A 13,885-nucleotide genomic window follows, 5' to 3' on the forward strand; every position below is an offset into this window, starting at 1 on the left:
AGCAATGGTGACAAGAGGCAGCGGCGCCTCTCGGCGTCGGCCGATCCACCCGTCGCTGAGCACCGCAATCCGATGACGATGGTCCCGAGGATGGGAGCTCGCTTCGCTCTTGCCGAGCGCTCCGCTACGATCGGATCGACCATTTTCCCGAGGTGTGATGCAAATGTCGGATGGGAATGAGGCGACGCAAGCCTATGAGGCACTCCTCAAGCAGCAGTACGGCTTTCCCGACGAGTGGTTCTACTACGAACGCATCGACGACCGCTCAGGAAGCGGGGGTGTCCGTGCATTCGACCAACCTCGATTGGATCGGATGCCCGAAAATCTGCTGAAGGACCGGGGCCTATTCAAGCGCCTGGTGCTGAGCGTCAGGGACCTGTCGCACGCCGGAAGCGCGATCGCCTTCATCGAGGAGGAGGTGGACCACGATGGACGATATCCCCTCGCGGCCGTGAGGAAGTTCCTCTGCTACGAAACGACCTTGATCGTCTCCTATTGCCGACCCTTCTCGGAATCGAGGGGAGACATTCCCTCCCTCTCCTACGGCGCCCTAGGGATCAAGCTCTCGCCATTCACCCGCGCCTTGCACGACGACCTCATCAGCAAGCGGAACACCATCTTCGCTCACAGCGACGCCAGCCAGGTCGCGTACAGAGCCCCCGTGGTGATGAAGGGCCGCGACGGCGCTGGCGAGCCTTTCACAACCCTGTTCCCGCCAAGGTTCAACGAGGGGATCATGCTGGACTACCAGCGCGTCCAGCAGGCCAAGATTCTCAACAAATCGCTGCTCGGCGCCGTCATGGCGCGCCTACAGGCGATGCACGTCCACTTCCTCGACGTTCTGCCGTCGATGGACATGGACCTGCACGACCCAGCCCCCGATGGCTACGATTCCGCGTAGCGCTGTACGTAGAGCTATGGGTTATTCTGTCCGCGACGAAAAACACCTGCTCACGCGTCGGCACGGTCGATACCCTCCACTCCCCCAGCGCACGATGCGCCGGAATGGCGAATGCCCGTTTGAGCCCCTACGCCTCTTCCAGATCGCGCGGTGGGGCCGCCGCGACCAACTTGCGATCATTCGTCGGCAGCAGGCCGGCCCGTTTTTCCGTAACCCAGGAAATCCTGCCGTACCGGAGCTCGACCGCGTCTTCGAACTTGGCGCGATCGAGGCCGAGCGTCTTCAGACCCCGTCGCAGCCGGAAACGGGCCACACCGTCCAGCAGGTTTTGGAACCCGATCTTCGGCTTCTGCTGCAACTCGCGGACCGTATGGTAAAGGCCGGTGAGACCCAAGATGCCGGCGGTCGCGACTGCAGCGGACTGAGGCAGTCCGACCACCGATCCAGCAGCTCCGGCCGAAAGGATGACAACCGTCGACCAAGTCAGTCCTGTTTCGAGGCGACCGATGAACCTGTTCGATCCCGAGATCAATGTGTCAACTCTGTCGATCTCGCCCTGTCTGGCCGCCAAGGCGATCCCGTGGAGTCGCTTGCGCTCCGCGCGCAACGCTTCCAGCTCAGCGTCTCGTTGCCCCAAAGCTCGTTTCGCCTCGGCGACATCTGCCTCATGGGCCTCTTTGAGCTCCCGCTTTTCCTGCCCGTGACGCTGCGCGGCCACCCGGGCCTTCCTCTCATATTCGCTGCGGACCTCGTTGGCGGTCGCGTTGCGCATCTCTTCCAGGAGCATCTGGGGATTGGCGGTGGTCGCTAGGCGTTCGAGGCCGAGCGTCTCGTCCATCAGCCGTTCGACACTGCGCTGGTCGGAGAGCAGCAGCTCGAACTGCTGGGCGCGTTCGGGGTCAAACTCCTTCAGCTTGTCGTGGACGGCCTTCAGCACTTCCTTACGCGGCCTGAGGACGCGTTCGCAGGAGGCGATGAGATGCCCGCGCGGAATGTCGACCTGCTTGGCCTTAGCATCGTCCCTGACGAGGCCGGTCCGAAGCCAGGCCGTCATCGCGAGCTCGCGCTTGATGATGACGGGCGGTGTTTGCCGATCGTTGATCATCCGGTTCTTGCGGCAGAAGTCGCGGGCGTAGTCCACGAAGATCGGGTTCGTGGTGACGAAGACGAACCTGGAGGTCAACGGGTCGGCGCTCTTGTGCCCCGCCCTCAGCCGCATGGTGAGCGCTGCGCAGGTTGCATCGTGCTCCCGGGCGTCGACGGAATCGACCTTCCAGCGGATACCGGCGAAAAAGTCGTCATAGGTCGCCTTGTCGAAGAACTTCGTCTGGGAGGGCGTCGTGGTCAGGTCGATCGGACGCACCGTAACACCGACCTGCTGGAGAGCGCGCTCGGGATCCCGGATCACCGACCTAACGAAATCCTCGTTGATCTCGTTTTTCATCAGGGCCGAGTGCGTCGGCCCATGGCGGGCGGAGAGCGGCTGGGAGAGCATGCTCTGCAGGTTTCTCGACATCTCCTCCACGCTGACCGGAAGGACGATGACGTTGCAACCGATGCCGCGCAGCGAGGTCACGACGTTGGCGATGTCCTCGCAGGCCTCCTTCCCCGACAATCCCAAAAGATCGAGCGCAACCGGGGTATCGAGGATCAGCGTGAGGTCGGACTTCTTGGTCTCCCCGGTCGGCTTGACGAAATCCTCGACGACCTCGGTGAGCAATCCGATCGAGGCCAACCTGGCGAGGTGAGGAACGAATTCGCTCTTGTTCTTGACCAAGTCGTGAACAAAGCGGGCGCACAGGTACTGCTCCTCGCGGCTCAGCGTCCGTCCGCCCTCCTCAAGCCGATCGAGGACAGCCTGGTTCGCCATCCCCAATCGGATGCGCTCGACATGCAGGGCGAACGCCTCCTCCGTGAACGCGTCGAAGGAAACCAGGAAGCGTATCAGAATGTCCTTCAAGCTCTCGCGATCCAGGGAGAACTGGAACAGGTCAGTGACCTTCGGTGGGAACTTTTCGAAATCGTCCACAATCCGATCCAGGACCTGAACAATCTCGATCTGGTTCTCGTCATCGTCAGCCGCAGGCTGGAACGAGACCGTGAAGACGGCGCCAGCCTGTCGCTTCAGATAACCTTTCGCAAGCAGGCGGCCTGTAAAGCTCTCGGCGACATCCTTGTTGAACCTCCACCCATAGATCTTCTGGACGCCTAGCGAGAGAAGGCCGCCGTCGAAGATGGTGCCGTTCATCGCGGCCAGGACCGGTTCGAGGAACGGGATGAGGGCGTCGAGCACGTCGCCGTCCTGGTTCACCTTCAACCCCGAAAGGGCGGCGTATACTCTCAGAGCATGTCTGGTGACCGTGGTCATTGGGATCGCTCACCAACCGACTTGGCAGGGAAATCCCGAGCCACGTCCCGTGGCGTACGGCATTGCAGGTCGACGCGCCGCCACGCAGCGCCAGGATGATGGCCGGCCATTCGCGAATCTCCCAGGCAACACCATTAGATCGCGTCGCGAGCTCCTCCACCAGCGGCAACTCCGCGATTAATCCCAAGTGTTCTTTAGGGATCCGAGTTCCTCGGCCCAGTTTGAGGTGGACAACTACCAGATGTCGCTCTCGCCGAGTATTGCTCCTTCCGGTTTCATCCTAGCCTCGCGACGAATATCTAAAGGAAGCTTGCGAGCGTGCCCGTGTCTGTTGCAATATCTGATAAGGTCGTGGCCGAGCTGCTGCGGATGGAGGAGGATTGCACCCACTCCGGCAAGGCTCATTTCAACGCCGCGACCCGCTGGACGAGGTGGAACTATATCTTCGGCATTCCCTCCGTAGGGCTGAGCGCGCTAGCGGGGGGCGCCTTCTTCCAGGATTACGCTGTCTCCGCAGGATTGATGTCGTCTGGCGTCACCGTGCTCACGGCGCTGATGACGTTCCTCAAGCCAGACGAGAAGCTTCATCACTGACTCGTGCATGTCAGCCACTCTGAAACAAGAGCGGCAAAGGGACATGAAGGGCCGGGCGATGACGAACAACACCATCCTCGCAATGGTGAAAAACCGCCTCCGCGACAACCTTCAGCAGCTCAATCATAAGATTTCCGATGAAGACACCGCTCGGTTGGCACGCTTCCTACTCGAGGACCTTGATGCCGCCCAGTGGCGGCTCGTTCCAGCAGCGCCGACGCGGGAAATGGTCACCGCATCGATGACCGCCATGCGTAAGCGCCGCAAACGTCAAGGCAGAGTTGCCGAGAGGCTGAAGCATGCGTGGAGGCTGGCCGCGGGCATTGAGGCTGCTCCTCATTGGAATGTTACCAAGCAACCATCTGGCGCGCTCCTCAGCGTCGACAAGAATGGCGGGCTTCGAGACGACGAACGACTACAGCTTCATGACAATGCACTGAACGTTGGGACGCTCGAGAGCATGTCGGATGAACTCTTCGAAGAGCCTAACGCCGAGCTAGCCCAGTACGAACGCGAGGGCGATAGTTCGTGACTTCACGTCGATATACGGGCTCCGTTGGCCGAAATGCCTACTTCGGCCTCTCCAAGGTGGCCGACAGTCGCTCAGCCGGAACCGGCCCATTGCTGACGCTGGCAATGTCCGCTTTCGGGCATGCCGATTGTTTACACCCTAGCGTAAATGATGGGGCTCGCCTGTTGAGAGCTGAAGGGTTTTCCGGCCTCTTTTAATCGAGCGAATGGCGTCACTCTCATAGTCGTCCAACGCAGGGAGTGGCCATGAACCCGAAAGAACTCATCGACCGTATCGTCTCAATGCCGCCGCCGGCTCAGGGCGTCGCCGCCACGCCACCCGCAGAGGTCGTCGCGATGGTCGTCCGCATGGCCCGCGGGCTAAGACAGTGGAAGCAAGACACGCTCGCCGACTTCGCGCGCGTCAGCATGTCCACGGTCGAGCGCGTCGAGCGCGCTGAGCCGGTCAGTATCGAAAGCCTCGACCGAATCGCTCAGGCACTCGGTTACGAACCCGGCGCCTTCTCAGCGCCCCGCCTGCCAATCCCCAAGGAAGAGGCGGCCACGCAGATGGTCGATCAGCTCGGAAATCTCCAGCAGGTCGAGGTGCGCCCGTTCGAAACCCACCGCCAGATTAGAATGATCGCAGCCACCCAGGCCTGTTACATCCACCGCCCCGAGGTAGGGGCCGCCTACGACGAGCAGGTAGCGGGCCTGCGGGAGTGGCTAGACTTGGCGTCCTTCGCACTGGGGCCTGCCCCCGTCGACGGGGGCAGGCCGATCCGTCGGCGGGCACTCTGCGACGGCATCCTGGCCGCGGTTGCCGATCTGCGCCGCCGCGGCGTCACGGTTCTCGTCGGCATCGCCGACGCGCCAATCCCGGGATCCGCCGATTGGAAAGTGGCGATCATCTCGCTCACGCCCAAGCTCTCCGATCCCGGCGCGCCCAAGCGCCGGGCGATCTTCGTCGATAAGCGCTGCTTGCGTCCCGGTCCCGGCTATCTGGAACACCTGTCCGACGAGGCGGACCTCTAGATAGAGATCGTTCGCGGGATGCTGCCGGCGCGATCAGTCGAATCGGAAGCCGAAGAGCCCGGTCGTCTCGTCCCGATCCGATAGCCTCGGTTCTATGATCGCGGCCTCACGGTCGATGCCGTCTTCGAGCTTCAGTGAATCGTAGATGTCGCTGTTCATCGTGACGATGTACTGCCGCCCGTAATCTCTGGCGGCAGCGGCACCCAGACCTATGGCACGCGCAACCTGCCGGGGATCGACACCGTCGAAGAGGTGGCTGTCGTGGATAAGAAAGCCTGGTCCGTTCCCTCGCTTCGACCAGATGCAGAACAAGGCGTAGTCTAGGCAGAAGATCTCCATGCTTGAGATGCCCCCGCCACGGTCGCCCTGGATCGTGATCCGGAACTCTGGACCGTTCTCCGTGGCCTCGACCTCGAACTTGCCCTTCCTGTCCTCGTAGAGCTTTTTGATCGCCGCTCCGACGAGGAGGATGGCCTCGTTCAGCCGCTCGTGTCGGTTCTGGTGATCGAGCTGGAGCCGTTGCTTGATGCTCGCTCGCTCGATGGTGAGCTCCGTGCCCTCGCTGGCAAGGACCGTTGCCGACTGGAAGCGATCGCGCAGCGAGGCGGCCTCGGCCTCGGCATCGGCCAGCCGCTTCTGCAAGCCGACGAAATCCTCAAGAGCCCCACGCCCTTCCAGCAGTTGCAGGATCTCGCTCCGCTCGGCGTCCAGGATCGCGAACCGGTCCTCGCCCTTCTTGATCTGCCGCTCGGTCTCATCGACCTCCTCACTGAGGTGGGTGCGCCTGTTATCGATCACGCTCTTATGGAAGCGGGCAACATCGTCGAATCGCCGAATGGCCACGTCCGGCAATTCGATGCCCACGGCAGCGTACAGCCGGCCGACGTCGCTTCGCTCGGGAACGCGTTCCACCTCGATGGCGTTGCGTAGGTGCGCGACGGTCTCGCGAAGCGGCACCGCACGTCGCGAAATCGCCTGCATCTCCACCTTGGCCCTGGTGGCCTGGTCCATCATCTCGCGATAGGCTTCGTGGACCTGGAACCGGCCCAGTTCCTCCTTGAGCTTGATAGCCCTCGCCTCAGCCTCGGCGAGCGCCGATCGTAGCTCGCCGACGCTCCCGATCACCTGTCCGAACGCGCCGTCTTCAACCGCCTTCTTCAGCTCTTCGAGCTGCTTCTCGCGCTTCCGAATGGACTGAAGCGCCCTGGGAATTCGCCAGTCCAGGCCGAGCAGGTAGGAGAGGCTCACCTGCCAATCCGGGCGCTGCTGGGCCTCGGCCTGGCGCTCAACGTAGGAGTAGCCGCGCGAGCCCTGACGGCGGGCGAAGTAGCCGATCAGCGACCGGAAGCTTGGAGAGAAGCTCTCCTCGAACGCCGAGCCCTTCATCACGGACGGGAATTCGAACATGTGATGGGCGAGGAAGTCCTTCCATTCCTCGTTGGATATCGACAGCCCGCCGATATTCGAGGCCGAGCCGACGCCCGCCTTGTCCTTCTTCGCCGTCAGCTTGAAGTGCTCGACGCTCGCCGCGTCGATGTAGATGCGGCTCGGCTTCGATCCGCTCCTCTCGACCTCGACGTCGCGGCCCGCCACGCGGAAGGTCCCGCGGAAGGTGTTCTCGATCAGGGCCTTGTGGCGTAGGAGGCTATCCGGATCTGCCTTGGCCCCAAGCAGGAAGTGAATGATCTCGATGAGGCTCGACTTCCCAGCGCTGTTGCGCGTCTTGGCGTCGTCCTCCTTCGACGACTTATCAGACAGCAGGACGTTGAGCCCGCCATGGAAGCGCACGGGCTTGAACGTCTTCAGGTCGCTGTTGATCGAGATGATCATGCCGGCTCCGCCGGCCGCATCAGCCCGCCTGTCTCATCGATGGCCTTGATCGCATAAAGGAAGGTCAGAGCGAGGACGAACCAGTCGAACGAGATCGGGCTGGCCTCCTGAAGCGCCGCTCGTGACGCGCGCACGCGTTCCCAGAGCTCGGAAACGTCCCGGGGACGGTCGAGCTGGGCAAGGATCTCCGCGCCAACGCCGACGATGGCGCGATGCGGTGATAGATGTTTCCCGGGAAGGATCATGCGGCGGCCTTGGACGGATCATCCTTAAAGATATCGCAGGCCTCAAAGAGGTAGGCGAGAAGCGCCTGCGCGGCGACTTGCCGCTCCGGCGGGACGCTGCCGATCCCAGTGATGCCTTCGTAGAGCGCTGTCAGGATCGCGTGCGGAGGCAGGTTCTGGGCGTCGAGGTCGGCATAGCGTTGCGAGAATACCTTGGCTACCTGTTTCCCGAGTTCCGGATCGGGATGCTGGTCGACATAGGTCGCCACGACGGTCGCATTGCCACTCGCGCCGATCAAGGTCCGCCGCCAGTGTCCTTGGATCCGGTTGATCTCAAGCTTATTCACGGGCGGCTGGTTGGGTTTGGCATCGGCGAAGGGCGCCTCGTCCATGCCCTTGATGACGCCGGCCATCAGCGTCGCGACCTCCTCCACCTGCATGTTCATGCTGTCCTCGGCCGAGGCGACCGGGCCGAGAAGGTACACGATGTCGTTCTCTGACAGGCCGAGGACGCGGTCGCTGAACGCCGGCGGCCCGATCAGTCCAAAACGGTGCTTCGAGTACTGGCGGCCGAAAGCCTCGATCAACTCGATGACATCGACGGGTACGCCGTCGAACAGGTTATGGACGAAGTGCCATTCCTTCATGATTGATGGCAGCTTCGACGCCGCGGCGGCGTAGTCGTCCTTCATCTTCTTCGTCACTGTGGCGGCGCTCACCGGCGTGTCGTGGCGCTTGCCGTAACACTGGAAGACGAACCCCGAACCTCGCAGGTAACCGTCGCAGCCCTTGTCACCGAGGCTGCCCATCGCTCTTGCCGGAACGAAGTCGGCGCCATGGAGCCGCTCCATCACTTCGGAAAAGAACTCCTGGAAGCCGTCTCCGTGAATTCGGCGCAGCTTGAGCTCAAGGGACATCTGCCATTGCAGACGCTGGTGTGGGGTCATCCAGTCGGACATGACCGCTCGCGATTGTTGGAGGGAACACTCACTAAAGGGCCAAGGCATCTCTCAGGCAACGTCCTAGCCCGCGTTATGCCCAAGCCGCGTCAATCCTGGTTAGCCTACGATGTTTCGAGAAATTGCTCGCTTCCACGCCACCATCTCGTCAGGCCAGTGATCAAGGGTATTTCTAGCGTCGACGTCGGCAGGTTAATGGACCTCATTTCTGATCAGCGGCGCCGCATGCGAGCTTCAGTGTTGTCGAAGCTTAGTCGATAGCCATTGAGCTGCATCTCAGAGCAATCGATGTTTTGTTGCCGCGCCAGCCTTTCGATGGTGTGGCGGATGTCCGGGTCGATCCGATGACCGAAGTAGATCGTGCGGACAGTGGCTGGGTTGCGATAGCCGATCCGGCCCAGCCGCTGCGTGAACATGCGCCACTCACGTTCGTAACCCCACTTCTGGCTCTTCGAAGACAGCACTCTACGGACATCGGTTTCGAGATCGTTCTCTCCGAGATCAAGGTTCGGTGGGCTCTCGGTGTAGAAGAGCCGCGAGAACGCAGCGTTTCCCTCAAGGGAATCGCGCAGGTCTGAGAAATCGTATGCGATGCAAATGCCGCGGAACTCGTCGGCATAGTGCGCCCACATGAGCTCATTAGTTGGCGTCTCGCTGAAGCAGGCGATCCCGGTCCGCTGCTTGCCCTCGCGAATCGATTCGAGAATGGTCTGGAAGTAGAGATCGCCCGGACCGTGGCGGCGAGCGAAGAATGTGCCTTCCATCGGATCGTTCATCTGATGGTACGCCGCGGCCCAAATATACCCCTCCTGGATAGCCGCCAGTTCGCGGCGCTGAACCTCAACGGTATCGTCGTCGAAGCGTCGGAAGCTTCGATAGCGATAAAGCTGCGTAGGTGTGACGTAGTCGACTATGCGGCCCGGCATGCGATCCTCCCGCTATAAATGCTGGATACCAGCGACGTAGGACCACTGCGAGAACGACTTGAAAATGCGACCCATAGGCTTGATTGGGCGATGGACCGCCGTGTGCGAAGTGATTCCACGCTGGAATGAGCAGCCCGCCGCACTCGGGCAGGAAAGTCCGTTTTTAGGCAAGTGGCCAGAGTCGGCTCCTGGCGCTTCTCGTTCATCCCACTCTGTTAATGTGCCGTAAGCTATCGGCCTCCCTCTCTGATCAGATCAATGAGCGCGCGAAGCTTCAGCGGGATGTTCCGGCGCCCAGAGAAATACAGCGACAAGCCCGGAAAAGGCGGCGTCCACTCGCTAAGCACCTCGATGAGCCGGCCAGCTTCGACATGCGGGCGGGCCGAAGTCTCCTCGACGTAGGCGAGACCGACGCCTGCCAGAGCAGCGGATAGAGCGAGTTCTGTGGCGTCGAAGATGAGCACGCCTGGTACATCGACAGTCATTGCTTCGCCACGGCGCTCGAACTCCCACCGATAAAGGCGACCGTTGGCCATCCGATGATGGATGCACTGATGCTTCGCCACGTCGAGCGGGGATGAAGGCCTTTGGCGCTCTGCAAAATAGTTGGGCGCACCGACGACGATCATCCTGAGCCAGGGAAAGATCGGCACGGCGACCATATCAGGGGGCACTGCGTCGGCCAGCCGTGCACCGGCATCGAACGATCCGTCCGCAAGATCGACAAAGGCCGCATCGGTCGCGATCTCCAGCGTCACCTTGGGGTAGCGTGTCGAATAGGCGAGCAGGATCGGCTCCAGCATCATGCGCGCTGCGCCCAAGGATGTGGTGATGCGCAACGTCCCCGACGGCTCGCTCGCCTCCGCGCCGAGTTCGTCAATCGTATGACCGATCGACTGGAGGGCCGGACCGATGCCGTTGACGAATTGCTCACCGGCTGCCGTCAGCGAGACGCTCCGGGTCGTGCGATTGAACAGCTTGACCGCCAGCCGGTTCTCCAAACCAGCGACGGCATGGCTCAGCGCAGACGAGGTCTGCCCGAGCGAGCGCCCGGCCGCGCGGAATCCTCCATGGCGCGCCACGGCGATAACCGCCTCGGCCTCCGCAAAGCTCAGCTTCATTGCTCGATTCTTCTCATTGATCCGATGAGATTGACGTGGCTTCTTTCATCGCACGTCGCCCTGCATATCGAAAGCCAGACACAGGAGCTTTCGATGCGAACAATCAATCAGAACTATATCGATGGCCGCTTCGTGCCGGTGCAAGGCACTGACCTAGGGCCGCTGTTCAACCCCGCGACGGAGGAGCAGATCGGCACGGTCCATTTGTCGAATGCCGCGGATGTTGATGCAGCGGTTCGAGCGGCTGTGGCCGCTTATGCGGAGATTTCGACGATGTCGAACAGCAAGCGCGTCGCGATGCTGCATCGGCTATCGGATGTCGTCTCGCGACGCAGCGCGTATCTCGCCGAGGCCATGAGCGAAGAATACGGCGCACCCGCGCCATTCGTGGAGGCCAGCGCCAGCCGGGCAGGACAGGTCTTCCTCGACATGGCACGAACGGTCGAGGCCTATCCTTGGCAGCGCCAAATCGGATCGGCACTGGTCGAGATGCGCCCGGTTGGCGTGGCCGCCGCTGTCACGCCCTGGAACAGCAATCTCGGCTTCATCTGCTCGAAGCTCGCCACAGCCATCGCGGCGGGCACCTCGATCGTGATCAAGCCTTCGGAGATGAGCGCCTGGCAGACGCAGGTGCTCGCGGAGGCGCTCGATGAGGCCGAACTGCCGAACGGCGTCTACAACATCATCAACGGGACTGGAGCATTGGCCGGGGACGCTCTGACCCGTCATCGCGACATCGCCAAAATTACATTCACCGGGTCGACTGAGACCGGGCGGGCGATCCTTCGCGCAGCATCGGATACAATGAAGCGGGTCACGCTCGAACTAGGCGGAAAAGGCGCGCAGATCGTTCTCGACGATGCCGATCCAGACGCTGCCGCGGCTCAAGTGCTCGCCAACGGCTTCATCAATAGCGGGCAGGCCTGTATCGCAGGAACGCGCATTCTGGTCCCGGAACACAAGCTGACGACGATGCAAGAGCGCTTGGTGGCAGGCTTGGCGAACTGGTCGGTCGGACCCGGCAATGATCCGGCTTCGCGCATAGGCCCGATGGTCAGCGCCAGGCAGTGGGAGCGCGTCCAGTCTTACATCGCGCTCGGCCCACAAGAGGGGGCTCGCGTTCTCGCGGGTGGCGAAGGCAGGCCCGACGGCCTGAATAGCGGTTGGTTCGTCAAACCGACGCTTTTTGGCGAGGTCGATAACAGCATGCGGATCGCACGGGAGGAGATATTCGGACCGGTGCTTTGCGTTCTGCCCTATCGTGACGAGGACCACGCGATTAGCATCGCAAACGACACGGACTACGGCCTTCAGAATTATGTCATCGGTACCGACCCAGAGCGTTGCCGGCGCATTGCGTCGCAGCTGCATTCGGGCCGCGTCGTCATCAATGGAGCGAAACACGAACCGCACGCGCCCTTCGGCGGCTTCAAGCAGTCGGGTATCGGACGCGAGTACGGCTCATTCGGACTGGAGGCATTCCTGGAACCGCGCTCCATTTTGGGGTGAGGGTTGGCGCACGGGGCCCGGACGGCAATGAACGGGCCGAACTGGCCTTCCTGGCAGGGGATCAGTTCAGGAGACGGTTGGCGCGGAGCGCCGTCACGGCGGCGTCCACAAATGTGCGTACCTTGGCCGGGGCTTGGCGACCTTCCGTATACACGACGTGGATCGGCAAGGGCGGTTCTTCGTCGTCGCTGAGCACGACCTGGAGGCGTCCATCCAACAATGCCGGACCGATTTGATAATGCAGGACGCGGGTCAACCCCCACCCAGCAATGGCGGCCGCAATGACCGCGTCGTTGGTATTACACTGAAGCGAGGGATGGACGGTGACCCGCTGGTCGCGAGCGAACCGCCACTCCGGCGAAGCCCAGGCACTCGTCGAGGCCGCGATCCGATGGTCCTTGAGCTGCTGGGGGGTCGTTGGGACACCATGCTTCTCGAAATAGGACGGGGCGCCGCAGACAACCCGCCGAACCGAGCCGACCTTCACTGCGGTGAAGCCGGAATCTGCGAGATGCCCTATCCGGACCGCGACATCGATACCTTCCTCGACGATATTGACCTGGCGGTCCAGGAACAGGGTCCTTGCCGCCATGGTCGGATAGGCGTCAAGATAATCCGTGACGATCGGCAGGACGTACATCTGGCCGAACAGGAGCGACGCGGTGACCGCGAGCGTTCCTGAGGGCGTCGCATAGGACCCTGCAGCCGCAGCTTCCGCCTCCAGGATGTCCGAGAGGATTCGGCGGCAATCGTCGAAGTAGCGGTCGCCGGCTTCGGTGAGCTTTACGGATCGGGTCGTGCGCACGAACAAGCGCGCGCCGATGGCGTCTTCCAGGGCAGCCACGGAGCGCGTCACGGCAGGCGCGCTCATATGCAATTGGCGCGCGCTTTCCGAAAAGCTCGCGGTCTCCGCTACCTTCACGAAGATGCGCATGGCCTGCCAGCGATCCATCAATTGCCCCCTACGGCCGGTCTGCCCGCTGCAATGCTGTCAGCAGCCTATAGCGGGTCGCAAAGAGGTTGCGCAAAACTGGGCCGCCATGGGCTTACGCCCTGCTGGCCGAGCCTTGTTTGAATGTCGCGATGAAGCGTCTGGCGAAGGTCTCGATCTTTCGGCATGTGTCCTCGCACAGGCCGAGGCTCTCCGCCCTCGCGCGAGCGGCAGCTCGCAGCGCCTCATCTTCGGACAGTGCCGCGATCGCGACCGCCTGAACCGTAGCGGTCTGGACATCGAAGCTCCGCCCCTCTCTTGCAATGTCGATCTCAGCCTCACTCATCCCGAGCCGCTTGGCGTCCGCATACTGTTGCCAATATGCGGACGGGTCATCGGGGCCTTCAATCAAGGCAAGCTCAATCGAGACGCGAACGCGCTCGTTGATTGGATCGGGAATCACGGCCGCGTCTCCGCAAGAACGAAGGATTTCAAAAGCCGAAATGGCTGAGGCCGGGGTGATCGTCAGGGCGACGGCCCAGAGGCCAGCGGAACTTGCGCTCGGCCTCGCTGATCGGCATTTCGTTGATGCTTGCATGGCGCGACCGCATCAGCCCATCCTCGGCGAACTCCCAGTTTTCGTTGCCATAAGCCCGGAACCACTGGCCGCTGTCGTCATGATACTCGTAGGCATAGCGCACGGCGATCCGGTTGCCGCGGAAGGCCCAGAGCTCCTTGATAAGGCGGTAGCCGAGCTCCCGATTCCACTTGCGGGTCAGGAAGGCCTGGGCCTCATCGCGACCGTTGCAGAATTCCGCCCGGTTCCGCCATTTCGTGTCGAGCGTGTAGGCGAGCGCGACCTTGGCGGCATCGCGCGTATTCCAGCCGTCTTCAGCCAGGCGGACTTTCTCGATGGCGCTCTCTTCAGTGAAGGGCGGCAGCGGCGGGCGGGACATTTTCAATCTCCTGGAATTGGG

At 62.0% G+C, this 13,885-nt stretch carries 15 protein-coding genes and 1 pseudogene; 6 read left to right on the forward strand and 10 right to left on the reverse strand.

Annotated features, from left to right (window positions below):
- Positions 1 to 163: 163 nt before the first annotated feature.
- On the forward strand, positions 164 to 901 hold the full coding sequence (locus tag AB4Z16_RS22115) for a hypothetical protein (RefSeq protein WP_441513492.1): 738 nt from the start codon (positions 164 to 166) through the stop codon (positions 899 to 901).
- 127 nt (positions 902 to 1,028) lie between these two features.
- On the opposite strand, the gene AB4Z16_RS22120 is transcribed toward AB4Z16_RS22115, so the two are convergent.
- Positions 1,029 to 2,477, reverse strand: a complete 1,449-nt coding sequence (locus AB4Z16_RS22120; RefSeq protein WP_441513493.1) for an AAA family ATPase — start codon at positions 2,475 to 2,477, stop codon at positions 1,029 to 1,031.
- A 204-nt stretch (positions 2,478 to 2,681) separates the two neighbouring features.
- Between AB4Z16_RS22120 and AB4Z16_RS22125 the strand changes: the two genes are divergently transcribed.
- The 4 genes from AB4Z16_RS22125 (at position 2,682) to AB4Z16_RS22140 (ending at position 5,408) form a co-directional block, all read left to right on the forward strand.
- The gene (locus AB4Z16_RS22125) at positions 2,682 to 3,113 is read left to right on the forward strand and encodes a hypothetical protein (protein ID WP_441513494.1); all 432 of its coding nucleotides are present in this window, start codon (positions 2,682 to 2,684) and stop codon (positions 3,111 to 3,113) included.
- Positions 3,114 to 3,620: 507 nt separating this feature from the next.
- The gene (locus AB4Z16_RS22130) at positions 3,621 to 3,863 is read left to right on the forward strand and encodes an SLATT domain-containing protein (protein WP_441470837.1); all 243 of its coding nucleotides are present in this window, start codon (positions 3,621 to 3,623) and stop codon (positions 3,861 to 3,863) included.
- Positions 3,864 to 3,921: 58 nt separating this feature from the next.
- On the forward strand, positions 3,922 to 4,395 hold the full coding sequence (locus AB4Z16_RS22135) for a hypothetical protein (protein ID WP_441470836.1): 474 nt from the start codon (positions 3,922 to 3,924) through the stop codon (positions 4,393 to 4,395).
- 245 nt (positions 4,396 to 4,640) lie between these two features.
- Complete coding sequence (locus AB4Z16_RS22140) at positions 4,641 to 5,408, forward strand: helix-turn-helix domain-containing protein (protein WP_441513495.1); 768 nt, start codon at positions 4,641 to 4,643, stop codon at positions 5,406 to 5,408.
- Between the two features lie 33 nt (positions 5,409 to 5,441).
- On the opposite strand, the gene AB4Z16_RS22145 is transcribed toward AB4Z16_RS22140, so the two are convergent.
- The 6 genes and pseudogenes from AB4Z16_RS22145 to AB4Z16_RS22170 form a co-directional block, all read right to left on the reverse strand.
- Positions 5,442 to 7,238, reverse strand: a complete 1,797-nt coding sequence (locus tag AB4Z16_RS22145) for an ABC-three component system protein (protein ID WP_441513496.1) — start codon at positions 7,236 to 7,238, stop codon at positions 5,442 to 5,444.
- The gene (locus AB4Z16_RS22150) at positions 7,235 to 7,483 is read right to left on the reverse strand and encodes an ABC-three component system middle component 6 (protein WP_441513497.1); all 249 of its coding nucleotides are present in this window, start codon (positions 7,481 to 7,483) and stop codon (positions 7,235 to 7,237) included. The genes AB4Z16_RS22145 and AB4Z16_RS22150 overlap by 4 nt, the downstream gene beginning before the upstream one ends.
- A complete protein-coding gene (locus AB4Z16_RS22155) occupies positions 7,480 to 8,421 on the reverse strand; it encodes a hypothetical protein (protein ID WP_441513498.1) in 942 nt (313 codons plus the stop codon). Before AB4Z16_RS22155 ends, AB4Z16_RS22150 begins: the two co-directional genes overlap by 4 nt.
- A 212-nt stretch (positions 8,422 to 8,633) precedes the next feature.
- On the reverse strand, positions 8,634 to 9,347 hold the full coding sequence (locus AB4Z16_RS22160; protein WP_441513499.1) for a DUF2971 domain-containing protein: 714 nt from the start codon (positions 9,345 to 9,347) through the stop codon (positions 8,634 to 8,636).
- A gap of 230 nt (positions 9,348 to 9,577) precedes the next feature.
- Positions 9,578 to 10,186, reverse strand: coding sequence for a LysR substrate-binding domain-containing protein (locus tag AB4Z16_RS22165; protein WP_441513527.1), 609 nt, complete (start codon positions 10,184 to 10,186; stop codon positions 9,578 to 9,580).
- 150 nt (positions 10,187 to 10,336) lie between these two features.
- Positions 10,337 to 10,468, reverse strand: a pseudogene (locus AB4Z16_RS22170) (LysR family transcriptional regulator); the annotation flags it as partial.
- 93 nt (positions 10,469 to 10,561) lie between these two features.
- On the opposite strand from AB4Z16_RS22170, the gene AB4Z16_RS22175 reads away from it, so the two are divergent.
- On the forward strand, positions 10,562 to 11,977 hold the full coding sequence (locus tag AB4Z16_RS22175) for an aldehyde dehydrogenase family protein (RefSeq protein ID WP_142022995.1): 1,416 nt from the start codon (positions 10,562 to 10,564) through the stop codon (positions 11,975 to 11,977).
- 61 nt (positions 11,978 to 12,038) lie between these two features.
- Here AB4Z16_RS22175 and AB4Z16_RS22180 read toward each other — a convergent pair whose 3' ends face one another.
- The 3 genes from AB4Z16_RS22180 to AB4Z16_RS22190 all read right to left on the reverse strand — a co-directional run bounded on the left by AB4Z16_RS22180 (position 12,039) and on the right by AB4Z16_RS22190 (position 13,864).
- The gene (locus AB4Z16_RS22180; protein ID WP_142022871.1) at positions 12,039 to 12,929 is read right to left on the reverse strand and encodes a LysR family transcriptional regulator; all 891 of its coding nucleotides are present in this window, start codon (positions 12,927 to 12,929) and stop codon (positions 12,039 to 12,041) included.
- A gap of 94 nt (positions 12,930 to 13,023) precedes the next feature.
- Entirely contained in the window at positions 13,024 to 13,371 is a 348-nt protein-coding gene (locus tag AB4Z16_RS22185; RefSeq protein ID WP_142022872.1) for a hypothetical protein, read from the reverse strand.
- Between the two features lie 28 nt (positions 13,372 to 13,399).
- Positions 13,400 to 13,864, reverse strand: a complete 465-nt coding sequence (locus tag AB4Z16_RS22190) for a nuclear transport factor 2 family protein (RefSeq protein WP_441513500.1) — start codon at positions 13,862 to 13,864, stop codon at positions 13,400 to 13,402.
- Positions 13,865 to 13,885: the final 21 nt, after the last annotated feature.

Source organism: Allobosea sp. TAF32 (assembly GCF_052113585.1).
Taxonomy (GTDB): Bacteria; Pseudomonadota; Alphaproteobacteria; order Rhizobiales; family Beijerinckiaceae; genus Allobosea.

Bases quoted from the DNA above. Each gene is read 5' to 3' on its own strand.
- AB4Z16_RS22115 (WP_441513492.1), top strand. From the start codon at position 164: ATGTCGGATGGGAATGAGGCGACGCAAGCCTATGAGGCACTCCTCAAG.
- AB4Z16_RS22135 (WP_441470836.1), top strand. From the start codon at position 3,922: ATGACGAACAACACCATCCTCGCAATGGTGAAAAACCGCCTCCGCGAC.
- AB4Z16_RS22140 (WP_441513495.1), top strand. From the start codon at position 4,641: ATGAACCCGAAAGAACTCATCGACCGTATCGTCTCAATGCCGCCGCCG.
- AB4Z16_RS22145 (WP_441513496.1), bottom strand. From the start codon at position 7,238: ATGATCATCTCGATCAACAGCGACCTGAAGACGTTCAAGCCCGTGCGC.
- AB4Z16_RS22150 (WP_441513497.1), bottom strand. From the start codon at position 7,483: ATGATCCTTCCCGGGAAACATCTATCACCGCATCGCGCCATCGTCGGC.
- AB4Z16_RS22155 (WP_441513498.1), bottom strand. From the start codon at position 8,421: ATGTCCGACTGGATGACCCCACACCAGCGTCTGCAATGGCAGATGTCC.
- AB4Z16_RS22160 (WP_441513499.1), bottom strand. From the start codon at position 9,347: ATGCCGGGCCGCATAGTCGACTACGTCACACCTACGCAGCTTTATCGC.
- AB4Z16_RS22175 (WP_142022995.1), top strand. From the start codon at position 10,562: ATGCGAACAATCAATCAGAACTATATCGATGGCCGCTTCGTGCCGGTG.
- AB4Z16_RS22180 (WP_142022871.1), bottom strand. From the start codon at position 12,929: ATGGATCGCTGGCAGGCCATGCGCATCTTCGTGAAGGTAGCGGAGACC.
- AB4Z16_RS22190 (WP_441513500.1), bottom strand. From the start codon at position 13,864: ATGTCCCGCCCGCCGCTGCCGCCCTTCACTGAAGAGAGCGCCATCGAG.